This is a genomic window from Halomonas sp. TA22 (assembly GCF_013009075.1).
Taxonomy (GTDB): domain Bacteria; phylum Pseudomonadota; class Gammaproteobacteria; order Pseudomonadales; family Halomonadaceae; genus TA22.
Genome location: NZ_CP053108.1, coordinates 3532926 through 3549458, shown reverse-complemented (window position 1 = coordinate 3549458; position 16533 = coordinate 3532926). Strand labels below are relative to the sequence as shown.

Annotated in this window: 10 protein-coding genes and 2 pseudogenes; 4 read left to right on the top strand and 8 right to left on the bottom strand. The window is 64.2% G+C overall.

The features are described 5' to 3' along the window. Positions 1-5: 5 nt before the first annotated feature. Both HJD22_RS16820 and HJD22_RS16815 read right to left on the bottom strand, forming a co-directional pair. Positions 6-419 carry a hypothetical protein gene (locus HJD22_RS16820; protein ID WP_208655951.1) on the bottom strand — a complete coding sequence of 138 codons (414 nt, stop codon included), beginning with the start codon at positions 417-419 and terminating at the stop codon, positions 6-8. Between the two features lie 2 nt (positions 420-421). Continuing rightward, positions 422-1261 carry a DnaJ domain-containing protein gene (locus HJD22_RS16815; RefSeq protein WP_208655952.1) on the bottom strand — a complete coding sequence of 280 codons (840 nt, stop codon included), beginning with the start codon at positions 1259-1261 and terminating at the stop codon, positions 422-424. 158 nt (positions 1262-1419) lie between these two features. On the opposite strand from HJD22_RS16815, the gene HJD22_RS16810 reads away from it, so the two are divergent. From HJD22_RS16810 to HJD22_RS18140, 4 genes and pseudogenes are all read left to right on the top strand, one after another. Continuing rightward, positions 1420-2829 carry a hypothetical protein gene (locus HJD22_RS16810; RefSeq protein ID WP_208655954.1) on the top strand — a complete coding sequence of 470 codons (1410 nt, stop codon included), beginning with the start codon at positions 1420-1422 and terminating at the stop codon, positions 2827-2829. A 42-nt stretch (positions 2830-2871) separates the two neighbouring features. Continuing rightward, positions 2872-3267: a glutaredoxin domain-containing protein gene (locus HJD22_RS16805; protein ID WP_208655955.1), complete on the top strand. Its 396-nt coding sequence runs from the start codon at positions 2872-2874 to the stop codon at positions 3265-3267. 447 nt (positions 3268-3714) lie between these two features. Beyond that, positions 3715-5385, top strand: a complete 1671-nt coding sequence (locus HJD22_RS16800) for a ShlB/FhaC/HecB family hemolysin secretion/activation protein (RefSeq protein ID WP_217267784.1) — start codon at positions 3715-3717, stop codon at positions 5383-5385. Between the two features lie 61 nt (positions 5386-5446). Continuing rightward, positions 5447-7372, top strand: a pseudogene (locus HJD22_RS18140) (filamentous hemagglutinin N-terminal domain-containing protein); the annotation flags it as partial. A gap of 98 nt (positions 7373-7470) precedes the next feature. Here HJD22_RS18140 and selB read toward each other — a convergent pair. The 6 genes and pseudogenes from selB to fdnG all read right to left on the bottom strand — a co-directional run. After that, positions 7471-9318 (bottom strand): annotated as a pseudogene (selB, locus tag HJD22_RS16780) (selenocysteine-specific translation elongation factor); the annotation flags it as partial. Further along, the gene (gene selA / locus HJD22_RS16775) at positions 9315-10787 is read right to left on the bottom strand and encodes an L-seryl-tRNA(Sec) selenium transferase (RefSeq protein WP_248730304.1); all 1473 of its coding nucleotides are present in this window, start codon (positions 10785-10787) and stop codon (positions 9315-9317) included. The gene selA and the pseudogene selB, both read right to left, overlap by 4 nt. A 63-nt stretch (positions 10788-10850) precedes the next feature. Further along, positions 10851-11783 carry a formate dehydrogenase accessory protein FdhE gene (fdhE, locus tag HJD22_RS16770; protein WP_217267783.1) on the bottom strand — a complete coding sequence of 311 codons (933 nt, stop codon included), beginning with the start codon at positions 11781-11783 and terminating at the stop codon, positions 10851-10853. Then, positions 11780-12484 carry a formate dehydrogenase subunit gamma gene (locus tag HJD22_RS16765; RefSeq protein ID WP_208653565.1) on the bottom strand — a complete coding sequence of 235 codons (705 nt, stop codon included), beginning with the start codon at positions 12482-12484 and terminating at the stop codon, positions 11780-11782. Before HJD22_RS16765 ends, fdhE begins: the two co-directional genes overlap by 4 nt. After that, on the bottom strand, positions 12481-13413 hold the full coding sequence (gene fdxH / locus HJD22_RS16760; RefSeq protein WP_208653566.1) for a formate dehydrogenase subunit beta: 933 nt from the start codon (positions 13411-13413) through the stop codon (positions 12481-12483). The genes HJD22_RS16765 and fdxH overlap by 4 nt, the downstream gene beginning before the upstream one ends. Positions 13414-13422: 9 nt before the next feature. Then, entirely contained in the window at positions 13423-16491 is a 3069-nt protein-coding gene (fdnG, locus tag HJD22_RS16755) for a formate dehydrogenase-N subunit alpha (protein ID WP_208653567.1), read from the bottom strand. Between the last annotated feature and the right edge of the window lie 42 nt (positions 16492-16533).

Below are 16533 nucleotides of genomic sequence, written 5' to 3'. Positions count from 1 at the left end.
CGCCACTACCACAGCCAGTGGCAGGCACCCGCGCCGAGCAGGATACCGAGGACCACGAGGCCAGGCATGAGCCAGGGGATATGCCAGCGTTGCCAGCGGTCGTGCAGCGCCACCGCATGGCTCACGCGATGAACCATGTCGTCGTAAGGGGAGCGGGTCTCGTCGGGGGGCAGCGAGAAGTCGTTGGCGGCGCTGTCCAGCCAGTGCGGGCCATGAGTCAGGCCGAGCCTTGCCCTGAGCAGGCCGATACTGCAGAGCGTGGCGTGCAGGGCATCGTACTCCTCGCGGCGCGACTTCACCTCCAGTACGGCCCGGGCATCGGCCCTGAGCGTGGCGTGCTGGCAGGCCTCGATGGCGGTGGTGATGTCGCCTTCACTGGCGCGGCGGTCGACGCCCAGGCGCTTGTAAAGATCGCGCATGGTCAGCTCACCCGCATCAGGTAGTCATAGGCGTTGCGAATCTTCTGAAAGCGCAGCGATGCGGAGGCGACTCGTGCTTCGCCCTGGGCAAAGAAGCGGTCGGGGTGGTGCAGCTGCGCCAGACGGCGGTAGGCGGTACGAATCTCGCTGCGCGTCGAGCCGGGGGGCAAGCCGAGTACGGCCAGGGCGCGGCGGGTATGGTCGTTGGGAGGCGGGGTCTGGTGCGCTTCCCGCTGGCGCCGGCGCTGGTGGCTTTCGCCGGCCCTCTCCTGTCTGCCACTGCCGTATTGCTGGTGGCGCTGCTGCTCACGCTTGCGTTGCTCCTCCTCATGACGCTGCTGGTCATGCGCCTGCTCCTGCTGGCGACGGTGCTCCTTGGCCTGCCAATAGGCGCTGCGGCTCGGATCGTCGGGGTTGCCGAACGCCTTGCCCGCCGCCGCCTCGAAGAGCAGGGAAAACTCCGCCGGCGACACCCCGAGCAGGTCGGCGAGGAAGCGCAATACATGATGGTTGGCCTGGGCCAGCTTGCCGCCGCTTACCGCCAGGCCGATGGCCTGGCGTAGAAAGGCGTGCGCCTGCTCGCCCAGGCAGTGCTTCTGCATCACCTCGGCGGCCAGCTGAATCGCATCGAGGTTCTGCTGGCTGGCGATCTCGATCAACGGCTGCAGGTCATGGCCGTGGCGATAATGCGCGGCCAGCTCGCCGAGCTTTGCTCTTTCCGCCTCCCCTAGGCGCCCATGACTTGCCAACACCCAGGCCAGCAGCAGCAGGGCGGCCGTGTCCGCCTGGTGTCGGCTCTTCAGCAGCAGAAGCTCGAAGGGTGAAAAACGCGCGATGGGCATTCCCTGTCTCCGAGGGCGTTATTGTTGGTCGCGTTGGGTAGGGCTCGGTTCGCCATGGTCGCCTCGCTGGGCATGGAAGGCAAGTCACCGCAGCGGCATCTGCCATGATATAACCAAACCAGGAGATGAGCGCATGTTTGGCAAGGGGATGGATAGCGTTGATTAGTGTCGAGCGACGGGAAGGCTTCTCTCTCAAGATATCGCGGGTGCTGCGCGAATCGGTATCGCACAAGCTCGATGTCTACCTGTTCGTGCCCGGCGAGCTTGGGCTGAACACCGAGGTGATGTCCGAAAATGCCTTCTACCACAGTGCCATACACGTCAAACGCACTTACTTCAGCGATCGCATCCACCTGCCGCTGGTATTGAGCCGGCTGGCGCGGCGCGGCTCGCTTGGCAGCGAACAGTACCGGCTGAGCCTGAGCCTCTATGCCTACCAGTACGTGGCGGCACTGGAGCGGTCGAGTCGCGAGCTGCACGACGACAAGCGCGACAGCGAACGCAGCGATGCGCAGGACGCCAGTGTAGAGAAGCTGGCGCGCATCGATGAGCTCATCGAGCTGGCGCTGGATATCCTCAAGCGCCTGCGGCGCACCAAACCGGAAGAGGAGAGCCTGCTGAAGTACTACCAGAACATCGACAACTACCTGTCGTGGTTCACCGAACAGCGCTTGTTGTCCCTGGTGGCGCACCTCTCCCGCGATCGCCACTACAGGGAGATCAAGCACCGGCTGCTGGATATCTGCGCCGCCGAGAGCGAATACCGCGAGGCGCAGGAGTACAACTCTCAGCGGGTGACGCGGGACCCCACCCGGATGTCCAACAAGATGCGCCTGCTCAGGCGACTGATCGAGTATCCGGTCACGCTCAAGGACAAGAGCCAGGAGCTCGGCGGTGGCGAGCAGAAGGCGGTCAAGGGGCTGGCGACGGCAGTGGTCATGGTGTTCGTCACCCTGACCTTGTTGCAGGCCCGCCAGACGCTGGGCGATGTCACGGCGCTGTTCGTGCTGGTGCTGGCGGTGATCTATGCGTTGCGCGAGGTATTCAAGGACGACCTGCGCAACACCCTGTGGCGATTGCTGCGCAAGGGGCGCCCCAAGTGGCGTCGCCAATACTACGATGCGCACAGCAACCAGCTGGTGGGGCGCCAGCTCGAGTGGTTCGACTACCAGCGCTACGCCAAGCTCGACGAGGCGATCAAGGCGGCCCGCAAGCGCAGCATCACCCAGCGCGAAGAGGTGGTGCTTCACTACGGTAGCCACTCGCGGATGTCGCCGACGCGTTTTCTTAGTGGATATGAGCAGACCCGCGAGACGCTGGTGATCGACCTGTCGGTGCTGTCGCGCCTGATGGACAAGTCCTCGCATCATGTCTACCGGCACAAGGATGGCCAGGTGGTGCGAGAGACGGTGGAGAAGCGCCATCTGATCAACCTGGTCACCCGTGAGGTGCAGGGCGATGGGGAGCCGGTGATCCAGCGCTGGAAGGTGGTGATCAGCCGCTCGAAGATCGTCGATATCGAAGCGGTGGATACGCCCAAGCCGGCAGCAAGCGGCGCGCAACGGTGATAAGATCGAGGGCTGCCATTTCCGGATAGGATTACCTGCCTCATGAGGCTTTTGCTACGCTATTTCTTTCGAACCTTGAGAGTGGTGCTGACGCCGGTCATGCTGATGTCGGAAAAGCTCACCACCCCCAAGAGCGCCATTGAACGAACCCCAGAGGAGCAATCTCGCGTGGAAAAGGAAAGCCAATCGCTTGCGCTTTACCAGTTTCAAAGCTGCCCATTCTGCGTCAAGGTGCGCAAGGAGATGGCGCGACTGGGACTGGATATCGAACTGCGCGACGTCCAGCGCAACCCCGAGCACCGCCAGGCGCTGCTCAACGGTGGCGGCCGCACCATGGTGCCCTGCCTGCTGATCACCCACGACGATGGCCGCGAGGAGTGGATGTACGAATCCAACGACATCAACGCCTACCTGCGCCAGCGCTTCGAGAACGCCTGAGCCTCCCTGCACGACCAGGTTACACCTCGGTCAGGACATCGGCGAAGGCTTGCCGATGTTCTCCGGCCCGCACGAGTCGGGCAACGCTTCTGCCATGCCTTCCTTCTTGAGTAGTCCACCATTGCCCTAAAGAACACGGTGTGGTTCCAGTGTCGTGTCGAGAATCGCTTACAGAAATTGTCCAAGATTCCCTGTGTCCCACATCAACAATTTCCTACGAAACCCATCAGCAATCCCTTACTTAAGTAAATCCGAACTTTGCCGATGACAAATTGAGCGCGCCAATGCCATTCAGGGGTTGGCGCTGGTCTTCTTCATCACGTCATGTGCCGTGGACAGTCGCTGGCAAGCTCAGCGTAGTGCTCACATGCAGAGGAGGCTTGGTTGGCACGGGATCAAGTATTGTTTTTTAACAAAATGAAGCAAGTAGCCGTCCGAGGCATCGGATTGTCATTTATTGCGTGGCTGACGAGCGGCATCGTTGGCATCCAGGCTCAAGAGTTGCCTTCCGACGAACTGCTGCGCCAGCGCGAACGCGACCGGGCCCTGCAGGAGCGCCAGGAGACGGTGCCGGACGTGCGCTTGTCGGTGCCGCTGGAGTCGCTGGAGCACTTTCCCGACCGTGAATCGCCATGTTTCGTGATCCACGAACTGGTATGGCGAGGCAATGAGCTCCAGCGCTTCGGGTGGCTCGATGATGCGGTCGTCGGTCGCGATCCAGGGGACACGCCCATCGGACGTTGCCTGGGTGCCCAAGGCGTCAACCTGGTGCTCAAGCGTGCCCAGAACGCGCTGATCGAACGCGGCTTCGTCACCAGCCGCGTGCTCGTGGAGCCCCAGGATCTCAGCGATGGAGTTCTCACGCTCACTCTCCTGCCGGGGCGTATCGCCAGTCTGCGAGTCGCTGAACCCGAACGCCGGCACGCCTCCCTGCGCAATGCCGTGCCGGCCAGGCCAGGCGCCATCCTCAATCTGCGCGATATCGAACAGGCGCTGGAGAACTTCCAGCGCCTGCCTTCCGTGGAGGTCGACATCCAGATCGCTCCCGCCGAGGAACCCGGTGGCAGCGATCTGGTGATCGACTATCAGCAGGGTTTCCCGCTGCGCCCTGGCTGGTCGCTGGACGACAGCGGCAGCGATGCCACCGGCCGTTATCTCAACGGCGTGACCGTGGCCTACGACAACCTGCTGGGCATCAACGATCTGTTCTACGTCTATCTAGGCAAGGACCTGGGGGGCGGAGACCGTGGCGGGCGCGGTAACAAGAGTCGCACCCTGCACTACTCCGTACCCTGGGGCTATTGGCATCTGGCCGCCACGGCCAGCGACTACGATTACCACCAGACCGTGGCGGGCGCCTTTGAGGACTACGTATACAGCGGCAACAGCCGCACCCTCGGGGCCAGCCTGTCGCGCCTGATCTACCGCGACGCCTCACGAAAGACCTCACTCGAGTTCGGAGGCTTTCAACGCCAGTCCCGCAACTATATCGACGATGTCGAGATTGAGGTGCAGCGCCGCACCGTGGGCGGCTGGGAAGCCGGCGTGCATCATCGCGAGTTCGTCGGGCGGGCGACCCTAGACCTGGGACTGGGCTACCAGCGGGGCACCGGCGCCTTCGGGGCACGACCAGCCCCGGAGGAGCCCTTCGATGAAGGCACCTCGCGCTTCAAGATCGTCACGGCGAATGGCGACCTCGACCTCCCCTTTCAGCTCGGCGAGTGGATGCTTCGCTACCGCGGGCACTGGCGCATGCAGCGCAACCTGACGCCATTGTCGCCCTTGGAGCGTTTCTCCATCGGCGGCCGTTACACCGTACGAGGCTTCCACGACACCAGCCTTGCCGCCGAACGCGGTTGGCTGGTCCGCAACGAGCTCGAGGTGCCGCTGGGGGCCAGCGGCCAGCGGCTCTATGCCGGGATCGACCATGGGCATGTCGGCGGGGCCAGCTCGGAATGGTTGCTGGGCAGGCAATTGACGGGTGCGGTCGTGGGACTGCGCGGCACCCTGTTGCGTCACTTTCATTACGACATCCTCCTGGCCACGCCGGTCGGGAAGCCGGAGGGATTTCGCACCGATGGGCACGACCTGGGGTTCAGCCTGAATCTGGTGCTTTAGACGCTGCTAGAGACGACAAGAAAGACAAAGCGCGAAGAAGCGAAAAACGTAGGGAACCGAGATGAACAAACACTGCTACCGGCTCGTGTTCAACAAGGCCAAGTGCCTATTGGTCGTCGTCTCCGAGGCCGGCTCGTGCCAGGGCAAGGCGGGAGGACGGGCCACGACGCCAGGCGCCGGAAGTCTATCGTCCGCTTTCCCGCTCGGGCGTTTCAAGCCACTGCTCTGGTGTTTAAAGCCATTGGGTTGGGCCATTCTGGTGGCGTCGGGGTTGGCGCATGCGCTGCCCGCCCAGGGGCAGATCTTCCCCGATCGTAGCGCACCGGGGGCACAGCGGCCGCACGTGCTGGAGAGCGCCAACGGCACCCCTCAGGTCAACATCCAGACGCCCAGCACCCAGGGGGTGTCGCGCAATACCTATAGTCAGTTCGACGTGGATGGCCGGGGCGCCATCCTCAACAATTCGCGCAGTGCCACCCAGAGCCAGCTAGGCGGCTGGGTGCAGGGCAATCCCAATCTCGCCACCGGCGAAGCCCGGGTGATCGTCAACGAGGTCAACTCGCGTGATCCCAGCCATCTGCGCGGCCATGTGGAAGTCGCTGGGCGGCGTGCCGAGGTCGTCATCGCCAATCCCGCCGGTATCCATGTCGATGGCGCGGGGTTCATCAACGCCAGCGGCACCACGCTGACCACTGGGCGTCCCGAATTCAGGAACGGTGATCTGGCCGGCTACCGTATCGAGGAAGGCACGATTCGGATCTCGGGAGATGGCCTGGATACCAGCGGCAGCGACTACACCTCGATCCTGGCACGTGCCGTCGAAGTCCAGGCCGGCGTCTGGGCCGAGGAACTCGAAGTCACCACTGGCGCTAACCGGATCGATGTCGATCGCCAGCAGGTGGAGGTCGTGGAGGGCAAGGGAGGGGCGCCCGAAATCGCCATCGACGTGGCGCATCTGGGCGGCATGTATGCCGGCAAGATCCACCTCCTGGCCACCGAGCGAGGCGTCGGTGTACATCATGGCGGAACCCTGTACGCCGGCGAGATCGTCGTCGAGTCCGACGGACGCATCGAAAATCGGGGGAGCATGCTCGCCGAAAACGAGATTCGGCTGAGCGGCCAGGACGGCGTTGCCAACCATGGAAACATCGTCGCCGAAGGCGACGTGCGGCTGGCCGGCCAAAACGACGTCGTCAACCATGGCATGCTGCGTACCGGTGGCGGACTGCTCGTGACCAGCGATGGCGAGATAGCCAATCGCAAAACCGGCGCGATGATCGCCCAGGGCGACATCCACCTGGAGGCCGATGCCCTGCGCAGCGATATCGATACCCTCATGGCCGCCGGTGTCCGTGACGACGGGACCCTGGGCGAACGTGGCAATCTCTATCTCACAGCCGGCCATGTCATCGATGCCAGCGGCTCGCACATCGCTGCCGAAGGCCTTTACGCACAGGCCGATACCGTGACATTGCGAGACAGCCACACCCAGGCTAGCGACATCGACATCGTGGCCCGGCGGGGTGGGATCGACATGAGCGGTGCCACTGTCGCCGCGCAAGGCACGCTCAGAGCAAGTACGCCTGAGACGCTCCGCACCGACGACGCCAGGGTCGCCGCCGACACGCTCGATCTCGATGCGGACGAGCTGTCCAATGTCGGCGGCGACATCGTGCAACTCGGCGAAGGTCCGCTTTCACTGATTGTCGACGTCCTCGATAACACCTCGGGGCGGTTGGCCAGCAATGGCGGCACGCTGGAGATCGAGTCCGGCTCGCTCGTCAATCGGGGAGGGGAATTGCTGCACACGGGTGGGGGATATCTGGCGCTTGAGTTGGGCACACTGGACAACGCTGATGGCCGTATTGCCGGTAACGCCGAACTGACCGTCGCGGCTACTGACGTGCGCAACGCGGCCGGCATCCTGCAAGGCAACGACACCGTTCGGCTTTCCGCAACGGCGCTGAACAATCGCGATGGCGATATCGTCGCTGGCAAAAGCCTGGCCGTTGAGGCCAGCGGCGATATCGACAATACCCAGGGGCAGTGGCGGGCCAAGCGTATCGACGTTGCCAAGAATTCAAGGATTTGTATCGCCAGTTTGCGCCCGGTACCGATCCGGTCGCGGAACGCGGCGCCGCGCAGCGTGCCATGCTCATCGCTCAGCGCCTGGACGATATCGGCCAGCTGGTGCACTGCCTTGGCCAGATAGAAGTGATCCCTGCGGACCTGGTAGAGCCTGCCCAGGCGGGCACAGGCCGTTAGGGCGCTGCGAATACGCTCTTCATCGAGCCCTTCGCTCGCCGCCAGGTCGCGTACCCGTGGCGGCTGGAAGGGATTCGCCGCAAGCAGGGGTTCGAGCCGCTGCCATAACACCTCATCGGCCGCGTCGAGGGCGGCCTGATGGCCAGGAAGGGCAACGAAAGGGCCATGCCCTTCGAGCTGCCCGGTAGCGATCAGCGCCTGCATCAGCGGTCGGAAGAATGGACTCGGTAAACTCGGCATGACCTGACGATTGAGTCGCTCGCGCTCGACACCCAGCATCGAGGGTTCACGTTCGTGGTGGGCGGCGACCGCTTCGAGAATGCTTGTCTCCAGTGCTTCGATGGCCTGTGGCGAGAAGGCGCGAGCTTGGCCCTGGACCGTCACCACACGTCCCCCAAGCGCCTCTGTGAGTGCGATCAGCGTCGCCTGGCCGGCATTGGCGTTGCGTGCCATGGAATCGAGATCGAGCCCGTCGGACCTGAGTTCTAGGGCAGCTTCAAGCGGGTGGTGCAGATCGTAGGGGGGGCCGGACGCCACGCTCTCGGTGAGCGCCGCCAGCCAGGCCAGGCGCTTGGGCGCGCGCTGGCCACGCCGCGGCGGGTCGCCATCGAGCACCACGCCGCCGCCCAGGGTGACGTGCCCGCCATGGTCGCGAATAACGAAACGGTCCCCCAGGCAGGCGTGCACACTGCCGTCGAGCACCAGCTGGCCCAGCATGCGCTCGCCGGGTGCCAGGCGCTGCCCCTCGAGCAAGGCGACGCGGCCGGTGAGGTGGGCCACCCCCAGGTGCACATGCACCGGCGTCCAGTGCTTGAGCGCAGCGGCGCTGTCGAGCAGGACGAGATCGATGTCGATACGCTTGAGCAGAGGGGCCTTAAGCGTATCGGCGACCACCCAGTCGCCCCGCGAGAGCGCCTCGCGTTCCACCCCGCTGCCGGCGAGGTTGAGCGACACCCTGTCGCCCTGACGAGCCGTGTCGCTGTCGCGATGCTGGCGGCGCAGCCCTCGCACCCGCGCCTTGCGCCCCGAACGCACCAGGCGTACCTCGTCGCCCTTGGCGATCTCGCCGGCCAGCGCCGTGCCGGTCACCACCAGCCCGGCGCCCGCCTTGCTGAACACACGGTCGACGGCGAGCCGGAACGCGCCCCGGGCAGGCGTGGCACGCTGCACGGCGGCCTGGGTCCAGAGCGCGTCGCGCAGCGCCTCGATACCTTCGCCCGTACGGCTCGAAACGGCATGGATCGTCGCCCCGGCCAACGGCGTGTCGGCCAGCAGCGCGGCGATCTCACGCTTCACTGCGTCACGCCGTGTCTCGTCGACCAGGTCGCACTTGGTCAGCGCCACCCTGCCTCGGGAGAGCCCGAGCAGTGTGAGGATCTGCACGTGCTCGACGGTCTGCGGCATCACCCCGTCGTCGGCGGCGACCGTCAGCAGCACGGTGTCGATACCCGCGCTGCCGGCCAGCATGTTGTGGATGAACTTCTCGTGGCCCGGCACGTCGACGAAACCGAGCTCGATGCCGGGTGCCATCTCGGGATAGGCGAAGCCCGCCTCGATGGTCAGGCCGCGCGCCTTCTCCTCCTTCAAGCGGTCGGTGTCGATACCGGTAAGGCACTCGATCAGTGCGGTCTTGCCGTGATCGACATGCCCGGCGGTGCCGACGATCATGCGTCCTGCTCCTGCACGTCTGTCTTCAAGGGGAAGGTCCCTGTCAGCTCGGCGAACTGGGCGAGGAACGCCTGCTCCTCGGCCTCCCCAGCCAGGCAGCGCAGGTCGAGATGCAGCGCACCGTCGCTCAGGCGGCCGATGACCGGGCGCGGCAGCTCGCGCAGGGCGCGCACCAGGCGCTTCAAGCCCCTCTCGCGCTCGCGCCGTTCGTGGGCGGTCGGGCGCCACACCAGGGCAACGCTTGGCAGACGATCGACAGGCAGTGAGCCGCTGCCGAGCTGGCTCATGCAAGGCGCAAGGGTGACATCGAGCCCTTCGAGCAGGCCGGTGGCGCGTTCCAAGAGCCGCTCGCCGGTGGCCTCGATCTCGGCTCGCGGACGCGACAACAGGGCCAAGGTGGGGATCTCCTGATCGGGGGTGTCGCTGTCGCGATAAATCCGCAACGTGGCCTCCAGCGCCGCAAGCGCTATCTTGTCGAGGCGCAGCGCGCGCTTGAGCGGATGGCGCTTGATGCGCTCGATCAACGCGCGCCGGCCGACGATGATGCCCGCCTGGGGGCCACCGAGCAGCTTGTCGCCGCTGAAGGTGACTACGTCGGCGCCATCGGCAATGCTATCGCGGGGCTGGGCCTCATAGGGCAGGCCAAGGGCGGCGAGATCGGTCAGCGCGCCGCTGCCGAGATCGACCATGAAGGGCACACCCTGGGCGTGGGCGATCTCGGCCAATTCGCATTCGGCCACGCTCTTGGTGAAACCGGTGACGGCGTAATTGGAGGTGTGCGCCTTGACGATCAGTCCCGTCTCGTCGCTCATCGCCTCGCGGTAGTCCCGGGCGTGGGTGCGGTTGGTGGCGCCTACTTCGCGAAGCCGACAGCCCGCCGCCTGCATGATGTCGGGCATGCGGAAGGCGCCGCCGATCTCGATCAGCTCGCCGCGGGAGATCACCGCCTCGCGGCCGGCGCCGAGCGCACCAAGGGTCAGTACCACTGCGCCAGCGTTATTGTTGACCACAGTGGCCGCCTCGGCGCCGGTCAGCTCGCAGAGCAACACCTCGACTAAGCGATCTCGATCGCCGCGCCCGCCGCTTGCCAGGTCGTACTCCAGCGCCACGGGGTGGCGCGCCGCCTCGGTCATCGCCTCGATGGCCGCTTCGGCAAGCGTCGAACGTCCCAGGTTGGTATGGATCACCGTGCCGGTCAGGTTGAACACCGCCCGGCTGTTGGGCCGGGCAAGACGCGCCAGGTCATCCAGACAGCGGCTGGCCAAAGCATCGAGGGAGGGAGGAGTGCACTCTCCACCGCTAGCCTCTCGGGCCAGGCGGCGGCGCTGCTCATCGAGTACCTGACGCACGGCTTGCCGCGTCAGGCGCCAGCCGTGTCGCTCACGGGCTGCATGTAGGGCGGGATGCGTCAGTAGCGCATCGACCGCGGGGAGGCTGCGTCGAACATCCATGGTCGAAGTCTTGTCCATGCCAGAGATAACCAGGCCCTATGGCATAGCATGCCAGGCCCCCTGGCGTCCATGCATCTCCGATTACTCGGGGTCGGCGACGATCAGCAGCGGGTTGAAGCCGCTGCGGCGGTACGCCTTCTCCTCGTTCAACATCAGGTCGAGTGCCAGGCTTGCCAAGTCATCGGCGAGAGGCTCGGCATGTTCGTCGAATTCTCGCGGCATGAGCTTGAGGTAGGAGTGGCAGTCGCCGCAGGTCTCGGCCTGCACGGGAAGTAGAAGCTCGCCGTCGTCATCTTCGAGGCTCAGGTAGTCGAGCTTGCCACTCTGATCGCAGACACTGCACTTGGAGCGCTCCAGATACCACTGGGTCGCGCACAGACCGCACTGCAGGTAGCGCACCCCACTGCGCTGATGATCGATCTGAATCACGCTTGCCACCGGCAACGAGCCGCAGCAGGGGCAGATCGAGCGGGCCTCGCCAGCGGGGCGTTTCGGCGGCTTGGGCAGGGCGCGTGCCAGGCGTAGCCAGGCGACCTGCAGCGCCGCCGCCACCAACGGCATCAGCCCACGGCTCGCCTCGGGCCCGGGGCGAGCCTCGAGCACCTCCTCGGCCAGGCGATCCACCTCCTCCCTGGGCAACGCGCGCAGGGCATTGAGCAGCGGCCGCTGCGCCGCGCCGACATGTAGCTCGAGGGCATCGAGGATCGTCGAAAGCTCGCCGTGAAAATCGATATCCCTGCGCAGCGCCTGGACGCCAAGCGGCGGCATGCCATGCTCCAGCGCCAGGGTGAAGGCCTCGGGCTCGGGCTGCCACGCCGGGACGTTCTGCTCCAGGGCCCGTTGCTGGGCCTGGGCGAGCTGCGCCATGAAGGCCAGGAAGTCGGCGAGTGGCTCGATACGCTCGGCGAGGCCACGCAGGCGCTGGGCACGCTGCGCAAAGTGCTCCGGCTCGGGCAGTACCACGGAGGGGGGATCCATGACGCCCATGGGGGCATTGCCATATGCGTGGTTCACTTCGGCTCCTGTCCTGTCATGATCTGATGCTGGCGCTTGGCCATCTCGCGCTCCTTGCGCTCTTTCTCCATCTCCTCTTCATACCACAGATTGTGGTGATGCTTGGCCCACGCCTTGCTGACCCGGCCGCGAATCATGGCGGTGAACGAGCCCTTGACCCAGATCCCGGAATAGATGTGGATGATCAGGGTGACGATGGCCAGGAACGCCGCCAGGGCGTGGCCCAGGGAGGCCAGCCGGCGCAGCGTGATGGGGATCGCGTCGGCGAAGTAGGGTTGCCAGATGAGCAAGCCGGTGATCAGCAGCAGCGGCACGCAGAGCACCATGATCCAGTAGACCAGCTTCTGCCCGGCGTTGCTCTTGCCCACCGGCGGCAGGCGCTCGTCACGATTGCTAAGTACGTCCCTGATCTGCTTGAGCCATTGAATGTCGTGGCGCTTGATCAGACTGACCTTGAAGAAGCGCACCGCCATGATGAGGAAGAACAGCGTCATGAACAGCCCGATATAAGGGTGCAGGATACGCGTCATGGTTGGGCCGCCGAACAGGCCGGTCAGCGACCAGAAGAAGGGGTGGAAGAAGGGCAGCCCGCTGAGCACCAGCATCACGAACGAAATGGCGATGAGCCAGTGATTGACGCGCGAGAACCGGTCGTAGCGCAGAATGCCCGGATCGGTGGAGTGCCGCTTCGGCTCGCTCATGGCCGCTTCTCCTCACGTTCATGGTCGCGCGCCTCGTCGGACCGCACCTCGTCTTCCTCCTCCTCTGGCGTCTCCTTGGGGCCGGCGGTGACGTAGTGGAAGAATCCGGTAAACGCCGCAAGCCCGATGGCCACCGAGGCCAGCGGCTTGGTGATCCCTTTCCAGCCTTCGACCAGCGGACTGATGCGCGGGTCATTGGGCAGGTCGTTGTAGATCTCCGGCTTGTCGGCATGCTGCAGCACGTAGATCACGTGGGTGCCGCCGACCCCTTCGGGATCGTAGATGCCGGCATTCTGATAGCCGCGTCCCTTGAGAAAGTCGGTACGCGTCTCGGCAAGATCGAGCATGTCCTCCTTGGTGCCGAACATGATCGACCCGGTAGGGCAGGACTTGACGCAAGCCGGCTCCAGGCCATGGAAGACACGATCGGAGCACAGCGTGCACTTGTAGGATTTGCCATCCTTCTCGGAGATGCGCGGCACGTCGAAGGGGCAGCCGGTGACGCAATAGCCGCAGCCGATGCAGTGCTCGGAGTTGAAATCGACGATGCCGTTGGCGTACTGCACGATGGCGCCGGGTGCCGGACACGCCTCGAGACAGCCCGGCTCGGCGCAGTGCATGCAATTGTCCTTACGGATCAACCACTCGAGGTTGCCCTGCTCGTTCTCGTACTCGTTGAAGCGCATCACCTGGAACGAGTTGGGCGTGAGGTCGGTCGGATTGTCGTAAATGCCAACGTTCTCGCCCACCTCGTCGCGCAGGTCGTTCCACTCCGAACAGGCGACCTGGCAGGCCTTGCAACCGATGCAGCGCGATACGTCGATCAACTTGGTGACCGGGGCGACAGCCCCGCTTCTCACCTGCGGGGAGGGTACCTGGGTCGCCGAGCGTCTGACGATGTTCTGCAGATTGATTTGATCGCCTCTCATCTCGCCTCCTTAAAGCTTATCCACGCGCACCAGGAACGACTTGAACTCCGGCGTCTGGGTGTTGGCATCGCCTACGGATGGTGTCAACGTATTGGTCAGGTGAGCGCGCTTGGTCTCCCCCAGATAGCCCCAGTGGATCGGGATGCCAATCTGATGCACTGTCTGTCCCGCCACCTGCAGCGGACGGATACGCTTGGTCACTACCGCCACGGCGTCGATATGCCCGCGCTTGGAGCTGACGCGTACGCGGTCGCCCTTGGCAATACCCAGCTCGCTTGCCAAGGTCTCGCCGATCTCGATGAACTTCTCCGGCTGGGCGATGGCGTTCAGGCGGTTGTGCATCGTCCAGTAGTGGAAGTGCTCGGTGAGGCGATAGGTGGTCGCCGCATGCGGGAACTCATCGAAATTGCCGAAATTGGCCCGATCCTGCTCGAATACCCGGGCGCCGGGGTTGTTCTTGGCCAATGGGTTGTTGGGGTGCATCGGGTTATTGGCGATCGGCGTTTCAAACGGCTCATAGTGCTCCGGGAAGGGGCCTTCGACCATACGGTCACGGGCAAAGAATTGCCCCCGGCCGGTCTGGTTCATGATGAAGGGACCCTGACCCAGCGCCGGTTCGGACACCTCGGGAAAGTCGGGGACGTCATTGCCCACCCAGCGGGTACCGTTCCACCAGATGACTGCCTTGCGCTCGGCCCATGGCGTACCGTCGGGCCGCGCGCTGGCTCGGTTGTAGAGGATCCGCCGGTTGGCCGGCCATGACCAGGACCAGCCCAGCGTCTGACCAACCCCGTAGGGGTCGGAGTTGTCGCGACGCATCATCTGGTTGCCACCCTCGGTCCAGCACCCGGCAAAGATCCAGCAGCCACTTGCCGTGCTGCCGTCGGCACGCAGCATGCCGAAGTCCTCGACCTGCTCCCCTGCCCGGCAGACGATATTGCGATCCTCATCAACGACGTCCTCCAGTGCCCAGCCGTTGCACTCCCGGGCCAGCTCCTCGGGGCTTGGCTCTTCCGGATGGCGATAGGGCCAGCTCAGGTTGAGGATCGGCTCATGGAAAGCGCCCCCCTCGGCGCGATACATCTGCTGCATGCGCAGGAATATCCCTGCCAGGATGGCGGTGTCGGGGAGCGCCTCGCCCGGTGGCGGCGCCGCGGCCCAGAACCACTGCAGCCAGCGCGAGCTGTTGACGATGGTGCCGTCCTCCTCGGCGAAGCTGGTGGTCGGCAGCCGGAACACCTCGGTATCGATCTGCGCAGGGTCGACATCGTTGAATTCGCCATGGTTCTTCCAGAACTCGGCGGTCTCGGTTCTCAGCGGGTCGATGACGACCAAGTACTTCAGGCGAGAAAGCGATGCGGATACCTTGGCCTTGTGTGGAAAGGCCGCCAGCGGGTTGAAGCCCTGGCAGATGTAGCCGGTGATCTCGCCGTGGCTCATCCGTTCGAAGGTGTGCAGTACGTCATAGAGATTTTCGCTGAGCTTGGGCAGCCAGTCGTAGCACCAATCGTTCTCCTCGGTCGCCGCGTTGCCGAACCACGCCTTCATCAAGCTGACATGAAAGCGCTCATAGTGGCGCCAGTAGGAGATCTCGCCAGGTATCAGATCTGGCCGGGCGCGATCGAGGATATAGGCTTCGTAATCTTGCTCGTCATCATCCGGCAGCGTCATGTATCCCGGCAACTGATCGGAGAGCAGCCCCAGGTCGGTCAAGCCCTGGATGTTCGAGTGGCCACGCAGTGCATTGATGCCACCACCGCGCATGCCCATGTTGCCGAGCAGTAGCTGGAGCATCGCTGCGGTGCGAATGATCTGCGAGCCGATCGAGTGCTGTGTCCAGCCCAGCGCGTAGAGAATCGTCATGGTCTTGTCGTCCACGACGGTGTCGGCGACCATCTCCCATACGTGCTGGATCTTGTCGCGTGGCGTGCCGCACACCGAGGAGACCACATCGATGGTGTAGCGGCTGAAGTGCTCTCGCATCAGCTGGAACACGCAGCGCGGGTGGGTGAGCGTATCGTCACGCAGGGCGTGACCCTCGTCGTCGTACTCATACTGCCAGGTGTCGGTATCGTACTCACCGCTCTCGGCATCGTAGCCGGTGAACAAGCCATCCTCGAAGCCGAACTCCTCGCGCACGATGAGACTCGCGTCGGTGTAGGCGCGCACATACTCGTGATGGATCTGGTCGGTTTCGATCAAATAGCTGATCAGACCGCCCAGGAAGGCGATATCGGTGCCGGTACGGATTTCCGCGAAGTAATCCGCCACCGCCGCCGTGCGGTTGAAGCGCGGATCGATCACCACCAGGCGGGCATCGTTGTGCTCCTTGGCTTCCATCACCCAACGGAAGCCGACAGGGTGCGCCTCGGCAGCATTGCCGCCCATGACGAGAATCAGATCAGCGTTGCGGATGTCGACCCAGTGGTTGGTCATGGCACCGCGACCGAATGTTGGGGCAAGACCTGCCACCGTCGGTCCGTGTCAGACGCGCGCCTGGTTGTCGAGCACCACCATGCCAAGACTGCGCGCGATCTTCTGCGTCAGATAAGCCGTCTCGTTGGTCGAAGCGGAAGCCGCCAGCATGCCGGTCGTGGTCCAGTGGTTGACCGTTTGGCCCTCGTCGTCCTGGTCGACGAAGTTGGCGTCGCGATCCTCCTTCATGTGCCGGGCGATGCGTGTCAGCGCCTCGTCCCAGCTGATGCGCTTCCACTCATCGGTACCAGGTTCGCGTACCTGAGGGTACTTCAGCCGCGATTCGCTCTGGATGTAGTCGAGCAGCCCCGCCCCTTTGGGGCACAGCGAGCCGCGGCTGACCGGGTGATCCGGGTCGCCCTCGACATGGTAGATATTGTCGATGTTGTTGATCGCGCCGTCGCCGCGGCTGTAGATCAACACGCCGCAGCCGACCGAGCAGTAAGTGCAATTGCTGCGGGTGATCTTGGCGCCGGTCAGTTTGAAGTGACGGATCGATGCGACTGCGGGGTCGGGAGCAAAGCCCATCATGGCCATGCTGGATGTGGCCATCCCCGTCGCACCGAGCTTGAAGAATTGCCTGCGAGTCACGCGTAGGGTCATGGAAAGGCCTCCTGCCTGAATTATGCTGTTCTGTCGCCAAAC

Bases quoted from the DNA above. Each gene is read 5' to 3' on its own strand.
- HJD22_RS16820 (WP_208655951.1), bottom strand. From the start codon at position 419: ATGCGCGATCTTTACAAGCGCCTGGGCGTCGACCGCCGCGCCAGTGAA.
- HJD22_RS16815 (WP_208655952.1), bottom strand. From the start codon at position 1,261: ATGCCCATCGCGCGTTTTTCACCCTTCGAGCTTCTGCTGCTGAAGAGC.
- HJD22_RS16805 (WP_208655955.1), top strand. From the start codon at position 2,872: ATGAGGCTTTTGCTACGCTATTTCTTTCGAACCTTGAGAGTGGTGCTG.
- selA (WP_248730304.1), bottom strand. From the start codon at position 10,787: ATGGACAAGACTTCGACCATGGATGTTCGACGCAGCCTCCCCGCGGTC.
- HJD22_RS16765 (WP_208653565.1), bottom strand. From the start codon at position 12,484: ATGAGCGAGCCGAAGCGGCACTCCACCGATCCGGGCATTCTGCGCTAC.
- fdxH (WP_208653566.1), bottom strand. From the start codon at position 13,413: ATGAGAGGCGATCAAATCAATCTGCAGAACATCGTCAGACGCTCGGCG.